The following is a 20,779-nucleotide window of genomic DNA, read 5'->3' as shown; positions in this document are numbered from 1 at the left end:
ATGCTCAGGCTCACTTCAGCCCGCGTTGCCGTTTGTCTCTTGCCGTTTGCCCTTGTGGCGTGCGGCGATATTTCCGCGAGTGATGACCCACGCACCAGGCCACCGCTTGTCAGATCGGCCTCCGTTGAGCTTGCGAACGAGTCTCTCCACGCTTTTACGGGTGTGGTGGTCGCAAGAACACAAAGCGATTTAGGTTTCAGGGTTCAGGGAAAAATCCTCGAACGCCTGGTTGATACGGGACAGAGTGTCAAACAGGGGCAACCCTTACTGCGCCTGGATCCGGTTGACCTGAGATTACAGGCCCAGGCACAGCAACGCGCGGTGGACGCGGCCCAGGCGCGTGCGAGAAAAGCGTCCAGCGATGAGGCGCGTTATCGCGGCCTTGTGGCCTCCGGCGCCGTGTCTGCCTCGGAGTATGACCAGATCAAAGCGGCGGCCGATACGGCCAGGGCCGATCTCAGCGCCGCCCGGGCACAAGCCAACGTAGCGCAAAATGCTACGGGCTATGCCGTTCTGCTGGCGGATTCAGACGGCGTGGTAATGGAGACGCTCGCCGAACCGGGTCAGGTTGTCAGTGCCGGGCAGGTCGTAATCAGGCTCGCCAGAGCAGGACAGCGTGAAGCGCTCGTGCAGCTTCCGGAAACGTTGCGCCCTGCCGTCGGCAGCGCAGCGCAAGCCACACTTTATGGCAATGAAAAACACTCGGTCACCGCGACGCTGCGCCTGCTGTCAGATTCAGCCGACGCCACAACCCGCACCTTCGAAGCACGGTACGTACTGGAAGGTGCAATGGCGAATGCACCGTTAGGAGCTACCGTCACGCTGAACATTCAGGACAATAAAGCGGAAGGTCAGGTCATGCAGGTCCCACTGGCATCGCTCTATGATGCAGGCAAAGGTCCGGGCGTCTGGCGCATTTCCAGCCAACCAACAAAGGTCGTATGGACGCCCGTCAAAGTACTGAGCGTGGGTGAAGATGCGGTGCAGGTCACAGGTGCTGTGAAGCCCGGCGAGAAGATTGTTGCATTAGGTGCCCACCTTCTGCATGAAGGTGAAATCGTCAGGCTTGCCGTACAACGTAGTGCCGTCCTGGCGGAGAACACGCCATGAGCGGAAATCGCTTCAACCTGTCAGCGCTGGCCGTCCGCGAGCGATCCATCACGCTGTTCCTGATCGTTCTTGTGACAATTGCCGGTATTTACGCCTTTTTTGGGCTCGGACGCGCGGAAGATCCGCCCTTCACGGTGAAACAAATGACGGTGATTGCCGTCTGGCCGGGTGCGACCGCGCAAGAAATCCAGGATCAGGTTGCCGAACCGCTGGAAAAGCGGCTGCAGGAACTCAAGTGGTATGACCGTACGGAGACCTATACCCGTCCAGGTATGGCGTTTATCACGCTATCATTACAGGACAAGACCCCTCCTACAGAGGTACAGGAGGAGTTCTATCAGGCGCGTAAGAAGCTTGGGGATGAATCCCAACATCTCCCGGCGGGCGTCATCGGCCCGATGTTCAATGACGAATTCTCGGATGTTACCTTTGCCCTCTTTGCCCTGAAAGCGAAAGGCGAGCCACAGCGGCAGCTGGTACGTGATGCCGAAGGCCTGCGCCAGCAGCTTCTGCACGTACCTGGCGTGAAGAAAGTGAACATTATTGGTGAACAGGCCGAACGGATTTATATCTCCTTCTCGCATGACCGTCTGGCGACAATGGGACTCTCGCCACAGGATATTTTCAATGCACTCAACAGCCAGAACGCGTTAACCGCTGCGGGCTCCATTGAGACCCGGGGCGCACAGATTTTTATCCGCCTGGACGGGGCATTCAATGAGTTGCAGAAGATCCGCAATACACCTTTTGTGGCTCAGGGGAAAACGCTCAGGCTGGCCGATGTGGCAACGGTTGAACGCGGCTATGAAGATCCCCCAACGATGCTGATTCGTAATCAGCATGAACCCGCTCTTCTGCTGGGCATTGTGATGCGTGAAGGCTGGAACGGTCTGGCGCTGGGTAAAGCGCTGGATGCGGAAACGGCAAAAATAAATGATAGCCTGCCGCTTGGCATGTCCCTGAGCAAAGTCACCGACCAGTCCGTGAATATTCGCTCGTCGGTCGATGAATTCATGATCAAATTCTTTGTCGCCCTGCTTGTGGTCATGGTGGTCTGTTTTGCCAGCATGGGCTGGCGCGTGGGGGTGGTCGTTGCGGCGGCGGTACCGCTGACGCTGGCGGTTGTCTTCGTGGTAATGGAAGCCGCGGGAATAAACTTTGACCGCGTCACCCTTGGCTCCCTGATCCTCTCCCTCGGTTTACTGGTGGATGACGCCATTATCGCCATCGAAATGATGGTGGTGAAGATGGAGGAAGGTTACGACAGAATCAAAGCTTCCGCCTATGCCTGGAGCCATACCGCCGCGCCGATGCTGGCCGGTACGCTGGTAACGGCCATTGGCTTTATGCCGAATGGGTTTGCCCAGTCGACAGCCGGGGAATACACCAGCAATATGTTCTGGATTGTTGGCCTTGCGCTGATCGCGTCGTGGTTTGTCGCCGTGGTGTTCACGCCGTATCTGGGTGTGAAGATCCTGCCCAATATTCCCAAAGTGGAAGGGGGTCATGCTGCCATCTATAACACGCCCCGCTATAACCGTTTTCGCCAGCTGCTTGGCCGCGTTATCGCCAGAAAATGGCAGGTGGCCGGTTCTGTGGTCGCCATTTTCATCCTGGCCGTGCTCGGCATGGGGCTGGTAAAAAAACAGTTCTTCCCGACCTCCGATCGCCCGGAAGTGCTGGTTGAGGTACAGATGCCTTACGGTACCTCAATTGCGCAAACCAGCGCCGCAACGGCAAAAATTGAAGCGTGGCTCGGCCAGCAGCCGGAAGCCAAAATTGTCACTGCCTATATTGGTCAGGGCTCGCCCCGTTTTTATCTGGCGATGGCACCCGAGTTGCCCGACCCTTCATTTGCGAAAATCGTGATCCTGACGGACGGTGAAACGTCGCGCGAGGCGCTCAAGTTGCGGCTCAGAGACGCCGTCGCAAACGGGCTTTCGCCTGAAGCGCGCGTGCGGGTGACGCAGCTGGTGTTTGGTCCGTACTCCCCCTTCCCGGTTGCCTGGCGAGTCTCAGGGCCGAATGTTGATCAAGTACGGGACATTGCCGATCGGGTGAAAGCCGTACTCCAGGCCAGCCCGATGATGAGAACCGTCAACACCGACTGGGGATCGCGCGTGCCCGTATTACATTTCACTCTGGATCAGAACCGCCTGCAGGCCACCGGGTTAACCTCCAGTGCCGTCGCTCAGCAGCTGCAGTTCCTGCTATCCGGTGTACCGATTACTTCTGTGCGGGAAGATATTCGCTCGGTTGAAGTTATTGGTCGTGCCGCGGGTGATATCCGTCTTGACCCGGCAAAAATCGAGGGTTTCACCCTTGTCGGCAATGCGGGACAGCGTATTCCGCTGTCTCAAATCGGCAAAATTGAGATTGGCATGGAAGACCCAATACTGCGCCGACGCGATCGTACCCCCACGATTACCGTGCGGGGCGATATCGCCGACAATCTTCAGCCACCGGATGTGTCTGTCGCCATCATGAAACAGCTCAAGCCGATTGTTGACGCCCTACCGCCTGGATACGGTATCGAGATGGCAGGTTCTATTGAGGAATCGGGGAAAGCGACAAAAGCCATGCTGCCGCTGTTCCCGATCATGATTGCCCTGACGCTTCTCATCATCATTCTGCAGGTGCGTTCACTCTCGGCGATGGTGATGGTGTTCTTAACCGCTCCGCTGGGGCTGATTGGCGTGGTGCCTGTACTGCTGGTTTTCAATCAGCCGTTTGGCATCAATGCGCTGGTCGGATTGATCGCTCTTTCAGGCATTCTTATGCGCAATACGTTGATTCTGATTGGGCAAATCGACCATAACCAGAAAGAAGGTCTCGACCCGTTCCAGGCGGTAGTCGAGGCGACGGTCCAGCGGGCGCGACCGGTATTATTGACCGCGATGGCTGCAGTGCTGGCGTTCATTCCCCTGACGCATTCGGTCTTCTGGGGAACGCTGGCCTATACGCTAATCGGCGGAACGTTAGGGGGAACAATCGTTACGCTCGTGTTCCTGCCTGCAATGTATGCGATCTGGTTCAGGATCCACCCGGTGGAACAACGCGTGCAGCACCCCGCAGAAAACGTGTAAACTACCATCAGTAGATAAAAGTTTTGAGGAAAGCATGGTTGTTAAGCGCTTAAGAAAAGAGGATCGCCGCGTGCAACTGCTGGAGGTTGCGCGTGGTATTGTCCGCCAGCAAGGCACGGAGGCACTGACGCTCGGTTATCTGGCCGAGCGGGCCAACGTGACAAAACCTATCCCCTACGACCACTTTGGCGATCGTGAAGGGTTGCTTATGGCGTTGTACCAGGATTATAGCGATCGGCAACTGGCGAAATTCCGTGAGACGCTGGCGGTCGACAGCAAAACCCTGGAAAAGACGATCCGCTTTTTCAGCGCTGCCTATATCGACTGCGCGATTACCGCCGGGCCTGAAACCGGGCCGATCGCCGCGGCACTGTCTGGCTCCCGCGCGTTGCAAACGTTTCGGGAAGCCTGCGTGGCGGAATGTGCCGACTGTCTGCGTACCGCGCTTTCCCCTTTTATCGTTCTGAAAGGTGTCCAGGGCGAAGCGGTACTGACGGCCATCATCGGTGCAGCAGATGCTCTCAGCACGGCCGCAGGTAACGGCGCGCTCGCCCGAAATATTGCAGAAGATATGCTCAGTGGTGCCATGTCTGGCGTGCTGGAGACCTACGTGAATAGCACAAAATGATCGCTCGGGGTGGATTGACGCTTAAGTTACCAATGGTAACATAAGCGTCAACTCTTACCCATTCGAGGTCGCTATGTCTGCTACAAATGCCATTAATAACGCATTGATCGTGACGGCTCACCCTGTCGACAACTCATTATCCCATTCGCTGGCAACCCATATTGCCGGGAAATTACGCGAGCAAGGTACGCAGGTTGAAATTGCCGATCTGCATGCTGAAGGGTTTAATCCGGCCATGTCTCGTCCCGATCTTGATTTATATCACGGCGATCCCAGCGCCCTTCCCGGCGATATTCTGCGCGAGCAGCAGCGTGTTGAGCGAGCGGATATGCTGGTGTTTGTCTTCCCGGTGTACTGGTGGTCAGTCCCCGGTCTGTTAAAAGGCTGGTTTGATCGCGTTTTGACGCTGGACTGGGCATACAAGGTGGCAGAAGATGGCCGGATTGTGGGGAATTTACGTGACGTTCCCGTTCGCCTTGTAGCAACTGCTGGCACCGATCTCAGCGGATTCGATAAGCATGGTTACTCAACGGCGATGCAGACGCAGATAATCGAGGGTATTTTCGGCTTCTGCGGTTTGAAGAACGTCACGCTCGATATTCTTTTCCAGGCAGATACAGCGACACCTGCTCAGGTAGAAAATTTCCTGCAAGGGCTTGTGAGCACCATTACAGCGTAAAACCACCGTCACCCACTTGTGCCTGAGCGTACCATTTCATTAGCTCCGCGGTACCTGGCTCGTTTTCAGCAGGTGCCCATGGGGCTGAATCTTGTTCGGCAACAGGCTGGTAGCCACCGTGTTTTACCTCAAAAATGACCCCGCCTTTATCCAGCGATAACACGGCATGCCAGATCCCCGCGTCCATCTCCAGCACCTTGCAATCTTCACCCAGTACAACACGCTGGGTCACGTTACCGTTGTCATCAAAATTCAGTACTAAAAAGCGCCCGCTAAGAGCCGTCAGCAGTTCAAACGTGTGCGGGTGACGATGAGGACGAACATAGGTACCTGGTTCCATGGCAATAGCCAGACGCTGAACCGGATCGCTGAGCTCAGGGTGCAAATTTCGATGAGCGCGTAAGCGAGGGGAATTTGCGGCTTGCTCGCTTTGTTGCTGCAGGTCACTGAACGTAATTTGTTTCATATAAACCTTTGGGAGTGTAGTTAGCTTACGGCAACCCGATTGCCGCAGCACGTTATACCATTAGAAACAGACAATCAGCTACCTTGATCCGCGATGACTTCAAACGCGCGTTCAATACACTCCTGCCCGTGAGGTTTGTCGCAGGGTTTGTTGTTTCTGCACTGGCTGGTAAATTTCCCGACCGTCGCGTTCCGCTGATCGCCCGGAAGGTTTGCTTACCGGGCTGACGATCACACCGTGGCTACGGTGCCAAAGAGTAATTGTTGATGGCTACACATGCGAAACGTGCAAATAATAATTAACTAATTGAATCTCCGACATGTTTATTAAAAGGATTATGTGAAAAAATCAAATACACCTTTATAGAAAACCCACTTTATCTGGCCATTTTTATCTATAGACTATGAGGATAACAGGAATGTAGTCGTGCATTAAAAATTTGCTTTATTACAGAGTCGTCGATAAGAGTACGGAGATAAAATGACTTTATTTTTTGCAATGTTTTTGTTCTCCCTCACCATGTCCATTTCGCCAGGACCAGTCAACATGGTTATTATATCATCAGGCGCGAACCATGGATTTAGAAGAACGCTCCCATTCGTCTCAGGTGCGACAATAGGATTTACTCTATTACTTATTATTACTGGCTTTGGGTTCTATACTATCATTGAGCAGCACCCACTCTTCTTCAAATATCTCAACGTGGCAGGCTCAGCGTTTATAATATACGTAGGTTATAAGATAGCTTCATCCCAGTCTGAGTTGTCATTAACAAAATCAGAGGCACCTGGCTTCATTCAGGGCTTTTTACTTCAATGGCTCAACCCTAAAGCCTGGATTGCCTGTGCATCTGGAGTAGTACTTTTTTCTGAGCCGTCAAACAATTTCCCAATGATAGTTTTCATAACTACCTATTTCTTAGTATGCTATCTCTCATTAGCTGCATGGGCCGTTCTTGGGAAGAATATTTCAACATTACTTAATAGCACCGGACGCACCCGTGCCTTTAATTTATGTATGGGCGGAACACTGATCATCACTGCCTCCTACATGCTTCTCACCCAATGAAAAACTATTTTGCACACTGACTACATTTAACCCCTTTAATTATCAAACCTTTAAATCAATCATAATGAATGGGATTCAAAAGAGTTGTAAATATTATTTATTAACGTATACGCGATACTGCTGGTAGATATATTTGAGGGCCAAATCGCATAGACTTTTAGTGGTTCCAGTGACCAGTCAGGGAGAACCAACTGCATGTCTTCCCGCTTAATATCCTCTTTGCTGAGATAGCAAGGAGGAGCAGCGATTCCAACCTGATGTTTTGCAAGAGTATAGGCAGCTTCGACATTATCAACGTAAACCGTTGGCGTATACTTAATTACAGCTATCTCGCCATTTTTGTGCCTGAATTCTCGACTGCTCTGCAGCATGCTCAGACCAATCCAGGGCATTTTTTCTAAGTCATCAGGATGGTTGACAGGCGGGTAATTGCTCATAAATTGCTTTGACGCAACAACGTGTCGGGGCAATACAAAAAGATGCCGTGCTTTGAGTGCGCTGTCCGGTAGTTCGCCAATTCGAAATGCAACATCAATACTATCGGCAATGATATCTTTGCGCGTGTCGCAATAAGAAATATTCAGGCAAACGTCCGGGTATTCCTTTATAAAACCTGCAAGATGGCGTGTGAATACACTATTTATAAAAACTGCAGGGATAGAAAGATTCAACTTATTGCTTGTTGAAATAGAACGCTGTTTAAACTCGATAAATCCCTTTTCATAGAGTTCTAACATAGCGTTAGCGGTTTCGAGCAAACTTGCTCCATCATGTGTCAGGGATAATTTGCGTGTATTTCTGTATAGCAAAGCACTTCCCAGATTTTTCTCCAGCTTAGAAAGATGTGTGCTTGCTGTCGCGGTAGTAAGCCCTAAAGCGTCTGCGCCACCTGAAATCGATCCAGCTTGTACAATTTTTGCAAAAACTATCAGGTAACGGATATCATCTATCATTTATATTCCTGAGTTCACTCATTAACTTAAAGCGTGAGAGATCTTCTATCAACCATAAAGCTATCATGTTTTTATTCACCGCCAAAGGTCATTTCTTTATTATCGAAGGTTCTCGAGTGTATTTCAGGCAACTTCCGTTTCTGGTAAATCAATGATAACCAGTATGCCAGAGCTGCCTGGTTCTACAGAATGAGGAACGCCCGCTTTCGCTACATAAAGCTGGCCGGACGTAACAGAGATTTTGTTTCCTTTCACACTCAGCTCCAGACGTCCATCAATGACCAGTGCAACATTCAGATTGATTCTTAAGTAACTTGCATTTTGATAGTTACTATGCCAATTTGCTTGCGAAAGCCACCTATTCATCCAGGTCAGCCCATGAAAAATGAACTGCTTTGCCACGCTCCCTGCCCCATCGCCCGTAGTCTTGGCCGTATTGGTGACAGCTGGAGCATCATGATCCTGCGCGACGCCGCTTCGGGTTTTACCCGCTTTGACGAGTTCCAGAAAAGCAGTAACGTCGCGCCCAATATTCTTTCGCGCCGTCTTAAGTCGCTGGTAGATGACGGATTGCTGGAGAAGATTTGCTACAGCAGTTCACCACCGCGCTACGAATATCACCTCACACAAAGCGGGCGCGATTTTCGCATGGTTCTGCTGGCGATGGCGGAATGGGGAAGCCGCCACTTTTCACCCGAAGGCCGTCAGATGCAATTGGTGGAAAGTGAAACCCAGCGTTCTGTGGAGCCGATCCTGGTCGATAAAGCAACCGGTGAGGAGATTGTTACGGGCAAATACACCATGGTACCGGGACCCGCAGCCTCACCGATGATGAAATACCGCCACGAATATCTGCTGCGCAAACGCGAAGGCGATAGCGCGCAAAAATTCCAACCCGAACCTTACAGAGATGCCAGCCATGAATCCGACCTGAATTAGCGGGAGGAACGAAGCAAGGTATTTCCCGAAGTAATTGACCTCATCATGATCGGTTTTTTGATTGTCGCGCTGCTGGTTTCATTGCTGAAAAAGTCGCCGGCACATTACTCATACAGGAGAGTTGTTTATGGGCGTTTCAGCTAAACGCATTGTTGTAACCGGGATGGGGATTGTCAGCCCACTGGGCTGCGGTGTACAACACGTCTGGCAGTCGCTGCTGGCAGGAAAGTCAGGTATTACAAAGCTTAGCGAGAAGTTGGTCGACGATATTCCCTGCAAAGTCGCTGGACAGGTTCCGTCCGTTGAGAACGACCCGCTGCACGGCTTCGATCCGCTGGCAACCATTCCGGCCAAAGAACGTAAAAAGATGGATCGCTTTATCGAATTTGCGCTGGTTGCCGCGCGTGAAGCGCTGACGCAGGCCGGGTGGTCGCCTGCATCAACGACAGAACAAGATCGTACTGCAACGGTCATCGCTACTGGGATCGGCGGGTTCAGCGAGATCGCCAATGCGGTACATACGACGGATGAGCGCGGGCCGCGTCGCCTGTCTCCGTTCACCATCCCCTCTTTTCTTGCCAATCTCGCCGCCGGACATGTGTCAATTGCCCATGGTTTTCGTGGTCCCATCGGCGCGCCGGTCACCGCCTGTGCGGCAGGTGCGCAGGCCATTGGCGATGCTGCACGAATGATCCGCAGCGGCGAGGCCGATATCGCCCTCTGTGGCGGTTCAGAAGCGGCGATTCATCGCGTTAGCCTTGCCGGGTTTGCCGCAGCAAGAGCACTCTCCACCGCCTCCAATAACCAGCCGGAAGCCGCCTCTCGCCCCTTTGACCGCGACCGCGATGGTTTTGTGATGGGGGAAGGTGCCGGGCTTATCGTGATTGAGTCGCTGGAGCATGCACTGGCGCGTGGCGCCACGCCGCTGGCAGAGTTGGTCGGCTACGGCACCAGTGCAGATGCGTATCACCTGACAGCGGGTCCGGAAGACGGTAACGGCGCACGTCGTGCCATGGAAATGGCCATTCGTCAGGCGGGAGTCTCAGTAGAAGAGATTGACCATATCAATGCCCACGCCACTTCGACTCAGGTAGGAGACAAAGGTGAACTGGCAGCGATTAAAAGCCTGTTTGGCACGCATCCCGTTGCTATTACGTCCACGAAATCAGCAACCGGTCATCTGTTAGGTGCAGCCGGCGGAATTGAGGCCATCTTCACTATTCAGGCGTTGCGTGACCAGATAGTGCCGCCGACGCTGAACCTGTCTCACCCCGATGAAGACGCGGAAGGCCTGAACCTGGTTGCGCTGTCGGCTCGTCCTCAGAAGATGAACTACGCGCTGTCGAACGGTTTTGGCTTTGGTGGCGTCAACGCTAGCCTGCTGTTGAAACGCTGGGAGTAAGGATCCAGTTCCCCCGCTGGCAAAGGCCGGCGGGTTTGGCCCGATAACCGCCCCGCTGATTATCCCCAACGCTATTTGAACAGAGTCTGACGTGTGTTTTATTTCCCGGTTCACGTCTGAAACGAGCATACATAATCTGCATTCAGCTCCTCATTTTGATTCGAATCAAAAGCTCACCCGATAATGCGATGAATTAACAAACAATTCTTGAATATTGCTAAAACGCTGGGATAGTAGCACTGATTATTAGACGATCGGTCAATATTGAAATTATACTGCTGTTTACGGGTAGCCATACAACCAAACTTACGAGGTAAAAATGTTTAACTCATTATTAATCAACAAGAAAGAAGACCATTACTCTGCGCAATTTGTTGAGACAGCTGAAAGCGATCTGCCTGACGGGGATGTCACTGTCAACATTGACTACTCTTCCATCAATTACAAAGATGCCCTGGCTATCACCGGGCGGGGTCCTATCGTCCGTCAGTTCCCGATGGTGCCGGGCATCGATTTTGCTGGCACTGTGTCCGCCAGTTCGCATCCGGAATATCAGGTCGGTGATCAGGTTCTCCTCACCGGCTGGGGTGTAGGGGAAAAACACTGGGGCGGGTTGTCCGAAAAGGCACGGGTAAAAGGCGACTGGCTGACGCCGCTTCCGGCTGGCGCAAACAGTAAACACGTCATGGCCATCGGAACTGCAGGCTTTACCGCGATGCTGTGTGTTGACGCCCTGCTGAACCACGGTGTTAAGCCTGAAGATGGCTCGGTACTTGTTACCGGAGCCAGCGGAGGCGTCGGAAGTATTGCGGCCATGATCCTGGCGTCAATGGGCTTCCAGGTCACCGCGTCTACCGGTCGCCCGCAAGAATCCGAATGGCTTTATAAAACGGTCGGGGTCAATGAGATTATTAATCGCACTGAGCTTTCCAGCCCAGGCAAACCGTTGCAGAAAGAACGCTGGGCTGCCGCGATTGATACGGTGGGCAGTCACACGCTCTGTAATGCCTGCGCCGGAGTTCGCTATGGTAGTATTGTTGCGGCCTGCGGTATGGCCCAGGGTATGGATATGATGGGAAATGTGGCCCCGTTTATTCTGCGTGGCGTTACGCTGAAAGGAATTGACAGTGTCATGTTCCCGAAAGAGAAAAGAGCGGCGATCTGGCAGCAGGCAATTACGTATTTACCGGAATCCAGACTGGATAGCCTGACCAGCGTATATCCGCTCAGTGAGGCCATCTCGGTGGCCGAAGCACTTCTTAGTGGCGGCATTCGTGGCCGGGCAGTGATTAAATGTAGCTAAAGCGACAGGATTATCGTTCTCTTAAGGGGCTGCTATCAGCCCCTCTCTTTTTACTGTTCAGGTGCCACATCCTGCGATGGCTGATAGCGTACAGACGTTTTGAAGTAGCTCCAGAAGTCGTACACAGGTTGGGTGGAACAATAAAGTTTGGCACGCATTACAGCCCCCTCCCAACCACTCCAGAAAATAGCGGCCAGTTGTTTGTCATTCATATCAGAGCATATTTCACCGGAAGATAATGCATCGGACAAACAGGTCGCCACAAGCGCTTGCCAGCTTTCAAGAATATCCTGTAGCTGTTTAATAAAGGAGGGTGGAAGCCCCGGACTTTCCTGCATCATATTTCCAACCAGGCAGCCCCGGGTGAAATTGTACTTTTTAATCCCGTCGCAGGCATCGTGTATAAAATTTTCCAGACGTATCATGGGTGCGCAGGATGACGCATGCAGATGTTTTTTTAGTTTGTGCTCGAAGAAACTGTCGTAAGCACTCAGAACGGTCTGGGCGTATTCCTCTTTGCTCTTGAAGTAATAATAAAATGAGCCTTTTGGAACACTGGCATTTTTGACAATGGCATCGACTCCCGTCGAAAGAAATCCATTCTGCGTCAGGAGTTCAAGTCCGCTGCGGATCAGATCATTACGGGTATCTGCATAGGTGCTTTCTGTTTTTCGTGGTCTTCCCCGCCCGCGCGTTTCGCCGATCATGACGCATCTCCTGCATGTTTAAACGGCAAAGAATAAGTGATTATACGCGACGGCTTCAATCAGTTTATCCCTTGCGGTATTGTATACGCCCCCCTGTCAACGGGCGGTCATACTACCTGCCGTTTGCCAAAAGTACGCCAGAAGCAAATATCTCGAATAACGGGAACACTCAGATCTTGAGTGCGGCGAGGATGGAGGCTTCCATTTTCTCCGGCGTCGTGAACGGTGCAAAACGCTTAAGCGGTGTACCATCGCGACCTATCAGGAACTTCGTGAAATTCCACTTGATCCGTCCCCCCAGCACCCCGGGCAATTCATTTTTCAGGTAACGAAACACCGGGTGCGCGGCATTGCCGTTGACCTCTACTTTCTCGAACATCGGGAAGCTCACACCGTAGTTGATATAACAGGTCTGCTCGATTTCATCAGCACCACCGGGTTCCTGCTTACCAAACTGGTTGCAGGGGAAACCCAGCACCACAAACCCATGGCCAGCATACTTCTTGTAGAGCGCTTCAAGGCCAGAGTATTGTGGCGTGAATCCACACTGACTGGCAGTGTTCACCACCAAAACCAGTTTGCCAGCATAGTCAGCCATTGAGATAACCTGGCCGCGCAGACTGGTAGCAGAAAATTGATAAAAGGTGGTCATATCGCGCTCCTGAGAGTAACAACTGCCAATGTCGGCAAAGCCTGGAACCATTTTAAAACAAAAATTTTATTTAGAAGCGTGCCATCATTACGTAGGTAAGATCAATATCCGGAGAAAAACGTGTTCGGAAAATTTTTATTAAACTACATGCCAGGGTTACAAAATTTATTAGCCTACGATAAAAGCTGGTTAAAACATGATGTTAAAGCCGGGTTATCCGTTGCGGCTGTAGCACTGCCCGTTGCTATTGCTTATGCTGAGTTGGCGGGTGTTGGGGCTATCGTAGGTCTGTATTCATGCGTTTTACCAATGATAGCCTATGCGCTGTTTGGCTCTTCACGTCAGCTTATTGTTGGCCCCGACGCAACGACCTGCGCGGTGATTGCCGCCGTCGTGTTTCCTCTTTCTGCCGGAAATCCCGAACTGCACTGGCAACTGACGATCGTCATGACATTGATGATGGGCGGATGGTGTCTGCTTGCCAGTAAATTTCGCCTGGGTGCCCTTGCCGATCTGCTTTCTCACCCTATTCTGACTGGCCTGCTTAATGGCGTAGCCGTGACGATTATTGTCGGGCAATTAGGCAAGGTTTTCGGGATCAAGCTTGATGAAGCGCAGGTTATTGAGAAAATTATTGCCTTACCGGGCCGAATTTCAGACAGCCATTTATTAACCTTAGGAATATCCATTTTAACGTTAGCGATTTTAATGGCGATCAAAACGTTTCGCAGCCACTGGCCCGCACCGTTGATTGCCATCGTGATTACGACGTTTCTGGTATGGGGGACATCTGCGCAACAGTATGGTATTGCCACTATTGGGGGGGAAGGCTTCCAGCCCGGTTTACCGGTCGTTAACTGGGTGGCGTTCCAGCCGGGCCCGATGCGTGATTTAGTGATCCCGGCGCTGAACCTGGCTTTGGTTAGTTTTGTCAGTCTGATGCTGACCGCCCGCAGTTTTGCCGCGAAAAATGGCTATGAAATTAATGCTGATGCAGAGTTCAGAGCGCTGGGTATTGCGAATATCATGTCGGGGTTATCTCAGGGGTTTGCTATTAGTGGGGCCGATTCCCGGACCGCGGTTAATGATTCCACTGGAGGAAAAAGTCAGCTGGTATCCATTGTCGCAGCCTTAATCATTGGAGTCGTATTACTCTTTTTCACCCAACCCTTACAATTTATTCCGGTCTCTGCCTTAGGCATTGTTCTAATGTATGCGTCATGGTCATTAATTGATTTGCGTGGGCTATGGAACCTGAGACGAAGAAATAAACAAGCATTTCGCCTGGCCTTTTTCACGTTTGGCTGTGTTTTAATTATCGGCGTTATTCAGGGGATCGGCCTTGCGGTGCTGCTTGGTCTGTTACAGTTCCTGCGTACCGTCTTTCGCCCCTCTGAGCATTTACTGGGAACAGACGAAAATGGCATGATCCATTCATTAGGGAATACCACCGATATTAAAATGGTTCCGGGCGTGCTGATGTATCGATTTAACTCACCGTTGACCTATTTTAATGTGGCTTATTTTAAACGCCGCGTGTTGAACTTAGTTGAAGGCGCAGCAGAACAGCCTAAATGGGTGGTCATTGATGCCGTTGCCTGCTTCACCTATTCAGATATCAGTGTCCTGGCAACCATTAATGAGCTAAAGCGTGACCTGAAGGGCCGGCAGATTAAGCTCATCCTTGCGGGCAGGAAAACGGAATTAACACGCTGGTTCAAAGAAAGTCGACCAACTATCAATGATGATGAAATGATTCTGGCGCCAGACCTCTATCTGGCACTCCGCTTCATTCAAAGCAAAGAGACTGCGAGTGAGGGTGAAACCGGTAGTGTTATATAACCCCAAACGGGTTGAAGGCGAATATTACCAGAATTTTCAACGGGCTGCTGTCGCAGCCCTGCGATAAAGCGGAGAGAAGGATGTTACTATATGTCGCACAACCAACGGGTGGTACATCACTTCATTCTATAATGTCGTCACACCAGGTGAAGGATTCATCTAAAGCTCCACTGTGCTGTAATGACAAATACGGATGGAATTATAATACCCACATCCATCCCAAAATAAGACGTAAAATTGTATTGAAATCCATGGTATATGTAGGGAGAAAAGCCGATTCCTGTTACTTTTTTGAAATCATGGTATGACCCATGGTCACCACAATCACTGAAAGCATCAAAGAAAAACTCACCGACGTATCCATATATCCCTTTAAAAACCCAACCGTTATCCCACCCTGCCCAGTCTCTTCTGACGCCGGCAGCCAGACATCTGTTATCAAAGCTGTTTTTCATTGTGCCTAGCACAAAGCTATATTTCGAATCATCCGAGAACTTCCTCTCCACGGATATAAAGTTATTCTCAAAATTCTCAGTATATTGCCCGTGATTGTTTGTAAGATGATAGACGTATGAACCCGTGTTTATTGAGTACAGGTTTATTTCATCTGCAGAACAATGCAATGCAACCAGATAAAAACTTCCGCACCACAACCATGCGCGGTATCTTTTCCAAACTGTCTGTTCATGTGGACTATTATCCATAATCACTCACTTTGGCTAACGCGCTGAAATTGCGACGTTTTATCTTCGGCTTATCGCTGTACAAATTTTAGCATACTTTCGGATATGTGGGAGACACCCAATATTGGTTGGGTTGCTGAGATGACCTCCCAACAACGCCAATAAATATTGCTTCCCTATCGTGTACTGGCGGCCAGCCTCGTCTACCAAATGAACGTCTTTTTAACCCGAACGGAGGTACGGAAGTACGGGATCCAGATACAAGCGTATATCACATGCATAATAATAGGCATTATCTGAGCCATATTCAGGGAGATCTGCGGAAAGATGTAAGAAGTGGCGACCCTGTCAATTAGCATCAGAGCGATACCCGAAACAAGCAAAGCACAATAAGCCAGAGGTAACTCTTTCTTTTTCCGCAAAAACAGAGAAACAATATAGATGATAAAGAGCAGGAAAACTAAGTTAATCCCACTAGCAACAAAGAGATAGGTCGTCTGGGAGAGCGGAAGACGACCTACCGTTTCCATCCCGGCACTTAACGTTACTGCCATAGAGTTAAAGTAGGCGTAAGCGATAAACAGCATATTGATAAATGGCAGATATAACAAACCACCTATTTTGCGATATCGTTTTTCTTCGCACTCAGAACAATATTCAAGATGCTGTGGGATCTCTTTATCACATTTAATGCACGTCCACTGAAACGCTGAATTGGTCATTTTATGTCCTTATTTCATAATAGCTCGGTAAGGCTGGTTATTGATTATCGCGTCACACTCACATTTTCCAGCGTCACCAACCTTTCAGGCTTGTCACCCAGTTGCTGAGCAACAGGGACGAAGATATTGAGATCCTGCAGCCAGGCTAATTTGCTCCTGTTATCCGGTTGCCCCTCATTACTTTCATGACACTCAACTAACAAATATTTCCCACTAAACTCAGGTGCGATACGCTGCGCATCCCCTTCCCCCGTCACTTCACAGCGCATCGCTGACGATGTGACTTTCTTATCCGCATCAATATTTTCCAATTTAGCCTGAAATTTTTGACCCTGTACTAACGGGAAATGCAGATCCGTCTGCAATGTGTTGAGCAACATGGCACCGCTACTGATGGACATGGCGAATTTCAGTTGCAACAGATTAGCCAGCGTTAAACGTTGAACCGTCCAGATGCCATAATCTTCCAGCTTACGTATATAACCATCCGATTGCGCATCCAGCTGGACTTTAATCTTACCGAGCGCGCTGACTTCGGTGTAACGAACCTGTTTAAAACGCGGCATCGCCCAGGATTTGATCAATGCCTGCGCCTGGCGATCAATAGCAGCAGAAAGGGGGTATTTACTCAACCATTGCGGATTATTATTGCTCAGATCGGGCATTGAGGGCCCCATCAACGTGGATGCTGACTTGTTCACCGCGGGTACAAAGCGCCCTTCAGCGGTGAACGTTTTGCCTGCAGGTAGCTGGCAGAGTTGCTCAAAGTGTTGTGCCTTTTGAGCGTCAATCTTGAAGCTACTTTTGCGGCGAACAATATCAGCCGTGATGAGTGAGTCCGTTACGCGACCCTGGCCATCGAAGTTCATTGCAGCGACAGCGTCGCCCTGATGGGTTTTACAGTTATAGAAATAGTGCTCAATCTTTAATTCAAGCGGCGCGTCATAAGGCGGTTCCCAGATGATATCTGCAAAATCATATCCCATGCGTACCGTTAAAATGTCGCCAACGCGATGAATGCTGTTAACATCGACAAGATCGGTAATGCCCGTTGCAGACGTGGCTGATAATCTTTCCCACAGGGGTTCTTTTACCGGTAGCTGGCAGATCTTACGGATATCCTCTGCCGTCATCAGCTTATCATCCTGTGCTGGCGCATACCGCATGTAGCTGTCGCCGTAAAAACGGACTTTGGTTAACCCTTCATCATCCAGTAAATCCTTGTACAGAAGCTCGGACTTACCCTGCTTACAATCCACTGAACGCCATTGTTGCGCTGTTTTGCCGTTATTGAAGTTTAACGACACCATATAACTCACACGATCGTGGATGCGGGTAACAGACAAGGGGTTGATGCCACCGCCGATAAGTTCAGGCTTTTCAGCGGCCTGAGCAAAAGAAAACGGCAACAGAGAAAGTAAAAACAGAGGGCGTAGTAAAGGCCGTGCGTAATGCATACATGTTCCTTCATATATAATCAGAGAAAAAGATTATCGGCACCAGGGATTAAATAATTAGCCTCATTTAATTGCAACTGTACAGATAACCGCAGCATGGGTCGGTTCCATCCGCCCCTGCTTCAATATCTCACCTCACACCGCCGTCTTCGGCCTTAAATTCTCATCAAACGTCAGCCGTTTCCGCCCAGGCTCCACTTCACGCAGCGGTTCCACCTGGTGCATGGTCAGCTTGCAGCGCTCCACCAGCACCTGATATTCCCTTGTACCCTGTTTTTTCCACGCCAGTTCCTGCTCGCTCAACTCGCGAATCGCTTTGGCCGGGCTGCCAATAATCAAATGCCCTGCGGGCATTTCCGCTTTCGCCTTCACAAATGCCGCCGCGCCGACGATGCTGTTTTCACCAATCACCGCGCCGTCCATCACCACAGCGTTCATTCCCACCAGTGCGTTACGGCGAATAACACAGCCATGCAGAATAGCGCTGTGGCCGATATGGCCGTCCTCTTCCACCACCGTGTCCTGCTCAGGGAAACCATGCATCACGCAGTTATCCTGAATGTTTGCACCATCTTTCACCACGATACGGCCAAAATCTCCGCGCAGGCTGGCATTCGGGCCGACATAAACACCTTTCCCCAGGATCACATCACCAATGAGTACCGCCGTCGGGTGAACATAGCTCTCGTCAGGTACGACCGGCGTCAGACCATCAATTTGATAAACAGGCATCCTCACTCCTTATGTGCTCGTAAGACCACCAAAGCGTTGATAGTAGAGCGTGCCGGGCACGGGCAGTTCACCGACGGAGGTTTCGCCTTTCTCACTGACAAACGCCAGCGCCCCCGGTGCCACACGCTGATAAATATTGATGCAGAGCTGCCGGGCGCTTTGCCCGGCCCAGTGCGCTGGCAGTAGCTCTTCCGGCAGCAATGGGTCTTTCAGCACCACACGACGATAAAAATGGATAAGCAACAGCTGGATCTGGAAACAACGCTCTGGCGTCAGCTCCTCTGGTGTCGCCTCTTTCAGCAGCGGCAGCAGCGGTCGGAACGAGCTAATAAACGTTTCGTACATCGTGTTTTGTTCGGTCAGTTGCCAGCACTCTTCCACCCGCGAACGCAACGCAGCGCGGGATAAAGCCAGCGGCGAGTGAGCTTCAAAGAAAATGACGTTTTCCGCCACGCCAGCATCATGAAGCAGGGACTGCACATCCGCCAGATGCTGCGATGGCGAGGCCATCAGGCTCGGCGCAAGCGTGCCAAACCCCTGCCAGATCAGCTGTTTTTTGACGTCAGCAAGCGTGGTTTTGTCCAGGCCTTCAGAGAGCAGCAATAACCATTTTCCGTCCCAGGCGGGCAACTCCGCGCGATAGATCTTATTCTCCGCGCGGCGGGTTAAGCGTAGCCCTTTGTCGCTCAGGCGATAAAAGCTGCGGCGTCCAATGCGCGAGACGTCAAGCCAGCCCTCTTTGTTAAGGCGGAATAACGCAGTTCGCACGAACCGTTCGCCGAACCCCATACCCTCCAGTAATGCCGCCAGGCTTCCGAGCCAAATCTCGCCCCCGCGATGGGAAAGCGCGTCACCGTATAATGAAGAGATAAGGGATGTCCCGCTGACCGGAACGGAGCTGACTGCGTGCTGGATGAAGGCGTCGAGTTTCATGTGATTCATTCTGTTGTAATTTTTGTCCCGGATGAATCATAGCATAGTTCTGCGTTCCCTCTCTCCGGCGGAGAGAGGGAAGAAGAAACTCAGCCGTTGGCCGCGACTTTACGCAAATCAAACACCCGGCAGGCTTTCCCCTCTGAGCGCGGGATACTGCCGCAGTTAACGATCATCACGTCGGTTGAAATCCCGACCATGGATTTAATGCGGTGGCGCAACTGGTGGCACACCTGGCAACGCTGTTCGTGCGTCAGCGTCAGGCTGCTCTCTTTCAGCTCCACCTTCACGGAAAGTGAATCAAGATGTCCGCGACGGTTCACCTCCAGCTGGTAATGCGGCGAGAGATGTTCGAACTTCACAATTTCCTCTTCCAGCTGCGACGGGAAGACGTTGACGCCACGGATGATCAGCATATCGTCACTGCGACCGCTGATCCGGTCCATACGACGCATACTGCGCGCGGTTGCTGGCAGCAGGCGTGTCAGGTCACGGGTACGGTAGCGGATCACCGGCAGCGCCTCTTTCGTCAGCGTGGTAAACAGCAGTTCACCCTGCTCGCCGTCATTAAGCGGCGTGCCGTCGTTCGGGTTGACGATCTCCGGATAGAAATGATCTTCCCAGATGGTCGGACCATCGGCAGTTTCGATACACTCCATCGCCACGCCGGGGCCCATCACTTCAGAAAGACCATAAATATCCAGTGCTGTGATCCCTAGCCGTTTTTCAATCTCACGGCGCATGGCCTGCGTCCACGGCTCGGCGCCGAACACGCCCACACGAAGAGAACAGGTACTGGCATCGCCGCCCATCTGGCGTTCCAGTTCTTCAATCAGGTTAAGGCAGTAGGATGGCGTCACCATGATCATATCTGGCTGGAAATCCCGGATAAGCTGCGCCTGCTTCTCCGTCTGACCACCCGACATCGGGATCACCGTTGCGCCTAAACGTTCCGCACCGTAATGCGCGCCCAGACCACCGGTAAACAACCCGTAACCATAGGCTACGTGAATTTTGTCTTTTGCACTGCCGCCCGCGGCGCGCAGGGAGCGAGCCACCAGATTGGCCCAGGTGTCGATATCATTTTGGGTATAACCCACCACCGTTGGCTTGCCGGTAGTGCCTGAGGAGGCGTGAATACGCACTACCTGCTCCATCGGTACGGCAAAGGTATCGAACGGATAGTTATCCCGCAGGTCCTGCTTGGTCGTGCACGGGAATTTACGGATATCCGCCAGCTCTTTGAAATCGTCAGGGTGAACGCCCGCTGCGTCAAACTTGCGTTTGTACATCGGTACGTTGTTATAGGCATGGTGCAGCGTCCATTTCAGACGCTCGGTCTGAAGGGCCTGTAATTCGTCAAGGGATGCTGTTTCGATCGGGTCAAGCTTTGTTGTATTTGTCATTGTAGGGTACT

At 51.5% G+C, this 20,779-nt stretch carries 20 protein-coding genes; 9 read left to right on the top strand and 11 right to left on the bottom strand.

The window, feature by feature from the left end:
* The 4 genes from JGF26_RS16165 to JGF26_RS16150 all read left to right on the top strand — a co-directional run bounded on the left by JGF26_RS16165 (position 1) and on the right by JGF26_RS16150 (position 5,503).
* Positions 1 to 1,110 (top strand): efflux RND transporter periplasmic adaptor subunit, encoded by a 1,110-nt coding sequence (locus tag JGF26_RS16165; RefSeq protein ID WP_134708373.1) that lies wholly within the window; start codon positions 1 to 3, stop codon positions 1,108 to 1,110.
* Positions 1,107 to 4,196: an efflux RND transporter permease subunit gene (locus tag JGF26_RS16160; RefSeq protein WP_134708372.1), complete on the top strand. Its 3,090-nt coding sequence runs from the start codon at positions 1,107 to 1,109 to the stop codon at positions 4,194 to 4,196. The genes JGF26_RS16165 and JGF26_RS16160 overlap by 4 nt, the downstream gene beginning before the upstream one ends.
* A gap of 34 nt (positions 4,197 to 4,230) precedes the next feature.
* Complete coding sequence (locus JGF26_RS16155; RefSeq protein ID WP_108089980.1) at positions 4,231 to 4,824, top strand: TetR/AcrR family transcriptional regulator; 594 nt, start codon at positions 4,231 to 4,233, stop codon at positions 4,822 to 4,824.
* A 73-nt stretch (positions 4,825 to 4,897) separates the two neighbouring features.
* Positions 4,898 to 5,503: an NAD(P)H-dependent oxidoreductase gene (locus JGF26_RS16150; RefSeq protein ID WP_134708371.1), complete on the top strand. Its 606-nt coding sequence runs from the start codon at positions 4,898 to 4,900 to the stop codon at positions 5,501 to 5,503.
* Here the strand turns inward: JGF26_RS16150 and JGF26_RS16145 are convergent.
* The gene (locus tag JGF26_RS16145) at positions 5,493 to 5,969 is read right to left on the bottom strand and encodes a WbuC family cupin fold metalloprotein (protein WP_028017518.1); all 477 of its coding nucleotides are present in this window, start codon (positions 5,967 to 5,969) and stop codon (positions 5,493 to 5,495) included. The two genes, JGF26_RS16150 and JGF26_RS16145, sit on opposite strands and share 11 nt — an antisense overlap.
* Before the next feature lie 480 nt (positions 5,970 to 6,449).
* Here JGF26_RS16145 and JGF26_RS16140 point away from each other — a divergent pair, with 480 nt between their 5' ends.
* Complete coding sequence (locus tag JGF26_RS16140) at positions 6,450 to 7,037, top strand: LysE family translocator (RefSeq protein ID WP_134708370.1); 588 nt, start codon at positions 6,450 to 6,452, stop codon at positions 7,035 to 7,037.
* A 59-nt stretch (positions 7,038 to 7,096) separates the two neighbouring features.
* Here JGF26_RS16140 and JGF26_RS16135 read toward each other — a convergent pair whose 3' ends face one another.
* Both JGF26_RS16135 and JGF26_RS16130 read right to left on the bottom strand, forming a co-directional pair.
* A complete protein-coding gene (locus JGF26_RS16135; RefSeq protein ID WP_134708369.1) occupies positions 7,097 to 7,990 on the bottom strand; it encodes a LysR family transcriptional regulator in 894 nt (297 codons plus the stop codon).
* A gap of 123 nt (positions 7,991 to 8,113) precedes the next feature.
* A complete protein-coding gene (locus tag JGF26_RS16130; protein ID WP_240739569.1) occupies positions 8,114 to 8,392 on the bottom strand; it encodes a cupin in 279 nt (92 codons plus the stop codon).
* On the opposite strand from JGF26_RS16130, the gene JGF26_RS16125 reads away from it, so the two are divergent.
* The 3 genes from JGF26_RS16125 to JGF26_RS16115 all read left to right on the top strand — a co-directional run bounded on the left by JGF26_RS16125 (position 8,369) and on the right by JGF26_RS16115 (position 11,634).
* Positions 8,369 to 8,929 (top strand): helix-turn-helix domain-containing protein, encoded by a 561-nt coding sequence (locus JGF26_RS16125; protein ID WP_028017529.1) that lies wholly within the window; start codon positions 8,369 to 8,371, stop codon positions 8,927 to 8,929. The genes JGF26_RS16130 and JGF26_RS16125 overlap by 24 nt on opposite strands.
* A 127-nt stretch (positions 8,930 to 9,056) precedes the next feature.
* Complete coding sequence (gene fabF, locus JGF26_RS16120) at positions 9,057 to 10,331, top strand: beta-ketoacyl-ACP synthase II (protein WP_134708368.1); 1,275 nt, start codon at positions 9,057 to 9,059, stop codon at positions 10,329 to 10,331.
* Between the two features lie 319 nt (positions 10,332 to 10,650).
* A complete protein-coding gene (locus JGF26_RS16115) occupies positions 10,651 to 11,634 on the top strand; it encodes an MDR family oxidoreductase (RefSeq protein ID WP_134708367.1) in 984 nt (327 codons plus the stop codon).
* A 50-nt stretch (positions 11,635 to 11,684) separates the two neighbouring features.
* Here the strand turns inward: JGF26_RS16115 and JGF26_RS16110 are convergent, their stop codons facing one another.
* Together JGF26_RS16110 and JGF26_RS16105 are read right to left on the bottom strand one after the other, a co-directional pair.
* The gene (locus tag JGF26_RS16110) at positions 11,685 to 12,341 is read right to left on the bottom strand and encodes a TetR/AcrR family transcriptional regulator (RefSeq protein ID WP_134708366.1); all 657 of its coding nucleotides are present in this window, start codon (positions 12,339 to 12,341) and stop codon (positions 11,685 to 11,687) included.
* Between the two features lie 169 nt (positions 12,342 to 12,510).
* A complete protein-coding gene (locus JGF26_RS16105; RefSeq protein WP_028017533.1) occupies positions 12,511 to 12,993 on the bottom strand; it encodes a glutathione peroxidase in 483 nt (160 codons plus the stop codon).
* 120 nt (positions 12,994 to 13,113) lie between these two features.
* Between JGF26_RS16105 and JGF26_RS16100 the strand changes: the two genes are divergently transcribed.
* On the top strand, positions 13,114 to 14,835 hold the full coding sequence (locus JGF26_RS16100) for a SulP family inorganic anion transporter (protein WP_128348923.1): 1,722 nt from the start codon (positions 13,114 to 13,116) through the stop codon (positions 14,833 to 14,835).
* A 155-nt stretch (positions 14,836 to 14,990) separates the two neighbouring features.
* Here JGF26_RS16100 and JGF26_RS16095 read toward each other — a convergent pair whose 3' ends face one another.
* The 6 genes from JGF26_RS16095 to paaK all read right to left on the bottom strand — a co-directional run bounded on the left by JGF26_RS16095 (position 14,991) and on the right by paaK (position 20,768).
* A complete protein-coding gene (locus JGF26_RS16095; protein ID WP_238934273.1) occupies positions 14,991 to 15,539 on the bottom strand; it encodes a hypothetical protein in 549 nt (182 codons plus the stop codon).
* A 182-nt stretch (positions 15,540 to 15,721) separates the two neighbouring features.
* Complete coding sequence (locus JGF26_RS16090) at positions 15,722 to 16,240, bottom strand: DUF2569 domain-containing protein (protein ID WP_028017536.1); 519 nt, start codon at positions 16,238 to 16,240, stop codon at positions 15,722 to 15,724.
* Between the two features lie 44 nt (positions 16,241 to 16,284).
* Complete coding sequence (locus JGF26_RS16085) at positions 16,285 to 17,697, bottom strand: hypothetical protein (RefSeq protein WP_134708365.1); 1,413 nt, start codon at positions 17,695 to 17,697, stop codon at positions 16,285 to 16,287.
* A gap of 135 nt (positions 17,698 to 17,832) precedes the next feature.
* Positions 17,833 to 18,429 (bottom strand): phenylacetic acid degradation protein PaaY, encoded by a 597-nt coding sequence (gene paaY / locus JGF26_RS16080; protein WP_134708364.1) that lies wholly within the window; start codon positions 18,427 to 18,429, stop codon positions 17,833 to 17,835.
* Positions 18,430 to 18,438: 9 nt separating this feature from the next.
* Positions 18,439 to 19,371 (bottom strand): phenylacetic acid degradation operon negative regulatory protein PaaX, encoded by a 933-nt coding sequence (gene paaX, locus JGF26_RS16075; RefSeq protein ID WP_028017539.1) that lies wholly within the window; start codon positions 19,369 to 19,371, stop codon positions 18,439 to 18,441.
* 80 nt (positions 19,372 to 19,451) lie between these two features.
* The gene (gene paaK, locus JGF26_RS16070; protein WP_028017540.1) at positions 19,452 to 20,768 is read right to left on the bottom strand and encodes a phenylacetate--CoA ligase PaaK; all 1,317 of its coding nucleotides are present in this window, start codon (positions 20,766 to 20,768) and stop codon (positions 19,452 to 19,454) included.
* Between the last annotated feature and the right edge of the window lie 11 nt (positions 20,769 to 20,779).

Source organism: Enterobacter sp. E1, from assembly GCF_016809815.1.
Taxonomy (GTDB): Bacteria; Pseudomonadota; Gammaproteobacteria; order Enterobacterales; family Enterobacteriaceae; genus Enterobacter; species Enterobacter adelaidei.
This window is presented reverse-complemented; position numbering and strand designations above follow the sequence as displayed.

What these genes read in the sequence shown, in the direction of transcription:
- JGF26_RS16110 (WP_134708366.1), bottom strand. Translation starts at nt 12,341, where the DNA reads ATGATCGGCGAAACGCGCGGGCGGGGAAGACCACGAAAAACAGAAAGC.
- JGF26_RS16090 (WP_028017536.1), bottom strand. Translation starts at nt 16,240, where the DNA reads ATGACCAATTCAGCGTTTCAGTGGACGTGCATTAAATGTGATAAAGAG.
- fabF (WP_134708368.1), top strand. Translation starts at nt 9,057, where the DNA reads ATGGGCGTTTCAGCTAAACGCATTGTTGTAACCGGGATGGGGATTGTC.
- JGF26_RS16095 (WP_238934273.1), bottom strand. Translation starts at nt 15,539, where the DNA reads ATGGATAATAGTCCACATGAACAGACAGTTTGGAAAAGATACCGCGCA.
- paaY (WP_134708364.1), bottom strand. Translation starts at nt 18,429, where the DNA reads ATGCCTGTTTATCAAATTGATGGTCTGACGCCGGTCGTACCTGACGAG.
- JGF26_RS16160 (WP_134708372.1), top strand. Translation starts at nt 1,107, where the DNA reads ATGAGCGGAAATCGCTTCAACCTGTCAGCGCTGGCCGTCCGCGAGCGA.
- JGF26_RS16115 (WP_134708367.1), top strand. Translation starts at nt 10,651, where the DNA reads ATGTTTAACTCATTATTAATCAACAAGAAAGAAGACCATTACTCTGCG.
- JGF26_RS16125 (WP_028017529.1), top strand. Translation starts at nt 8,369, where the DNA reads ATGAAAAATGAACTGCTTTGCCACGCTCCCTGCCCCATCGCCCGTAGT.
- paaX (WP_028017539.1), bottom strand. Translation starts at nt 19,371, where the DNA reads ATGAATCACATGAAACTCGACGCCTTCATCCAGCACGCAGTCAGCTCC.
- JGF26_RS16150 (WP_134708371.1), top strand. Translation starts at nt 4,898, where the DNA reads ATGTCTGCTACAAATGCCATTAATAACGCATTGATCGTGACGGCTCAC.
- JGF26_RS16140 (WP_134708370.1), top strand. Translation starts at nt 6,450, where the DNA reads ATGACTTTATTTTTTGCAATGTTTTTGTTCTCCCTCACCATGTCCATT.
- JGF26_RS16145 (WP_028017518.1), bottom strand. Translation starts at nt 5,969, where the DNA reads ATGAAACAAATTACGTTCAGTGACCTGCAGCAACAAAGCGAGCAAGCC.
- paaK (WP_028017540.1), bottom strand. Translation starts at nt 20,768, where the DNA reads ATGACAAATACAACAAAGCTTGACCCGATCGAAACAGCATCCCTTGAC.
- JGF26_RS16085 (WP_134708365.1), bottom strand. Translation starts at nt 17,697, where the DNA reads ATGCATTACGCACGGCCTTTACTACGCCCTCTGTTTTTACTTTCTCTG.
- JGF26_RS16135 (WP_134708369.1), bottom strand. Translation starts at nt 7,990, where the DNA reads ATGATAGATGATATCCGTTACCTGATAGTTTTTGCAAAAATTGTACAA.
- JGF26_RS16105 (WP_028017533.1), bottom strand. Translation starts at nt 12,993, where the DNA reads ATGACCACCTTTTATCAATTTTCTGCTACCAGTCTGCGCGGCCAGGTT.
- JGF26_RS16165 (WP_134708373.1), top strand. Translation starts at nt 1, where the DNA reads ATGCTCAGGCTCACTTCAGCCCGCGTTGCCGTTTGTCTCTTGCCGTTT.
- JGF26_RS16155 (WP_108089980.1), top strand. Translation starts at nt 4,231, where the DNA reads ATGGTTGTTAAGCGCTTAAGAAAAGAGGATCGCCGCGTGCAACTGCTG.